The sequence below is a fragment of the Chromobacterium sp. ASV23 genome (assembly GCF_016428945.1).
Lineage (GTDB): Bacteria > Pseudomonadota > Gammaproteobacteria > Burkholderiales > Chromobacteriaceae > Chromobacterium > Chromobacterium sinusclupearum.
The window spans coordinates 1-488 of record NZ_JAELTR010000173.1 but is presented as its reverse complement, the minus strand read 5'-3'; the positions used below and the strand labels follow the sequence as shown (position 1 = coordinate 488).

1 protein-coding gene is annotated in these 488 nt (G+C 33.8%); it reads right to left on the bottom strand.

Going from position 1 to position 488, the window contains the following annotated elements:
- Positions 1-154: 154 nt before the first annotated feature.
- A partial coding sequence (locus JHD59_RS22960) for a hypothetical protein (protein WP_233164474.1) occupies positions 155-488 on the bottom strand: 334 nt, incomplete at its 5' end.

Sequence of the window (488 nt, the reverse complement as noted above, 5' to 3'; positions counted from 1 at the left end):
GGATAGGTAATTTTAAAGCTTAGTTTTTTATTTTGGTGTTGAGTTGAAATCAAAAAAACACAAAACACAAAACACAAAACAGATGAATTCTATTCTGTGTTGTATTTTTGATATTATATGCCGCTTAGTGATATTCAACCAAAATCAAAGTTAATTATTCAAGCGATATCGTTTCAGAATAGCTATCTCTATTATTGTTAGGATGGCTTAGCCACCTTATAATGATCTTGCTATTTTGCAGTTGGAATGCATTTTCAATCTTCCCATCTCCGTTGTCCTGCAAGTAAATGTCATGCTGACAACTTTGCACCAGTTCGTCTCTCTTAATAAAGATTGAATCATTTCTGATAGAAATTAATTTTAACCATATCTCAACCCCAGATCCGCACTGCCCTTGTGCATCACCAAAGTTGGTTCTTAATGGGAATAGATATGGTATGGCATATCCACTGTTCGTTTTTATGGGTTGAGAAAAGACTGTTCTATTA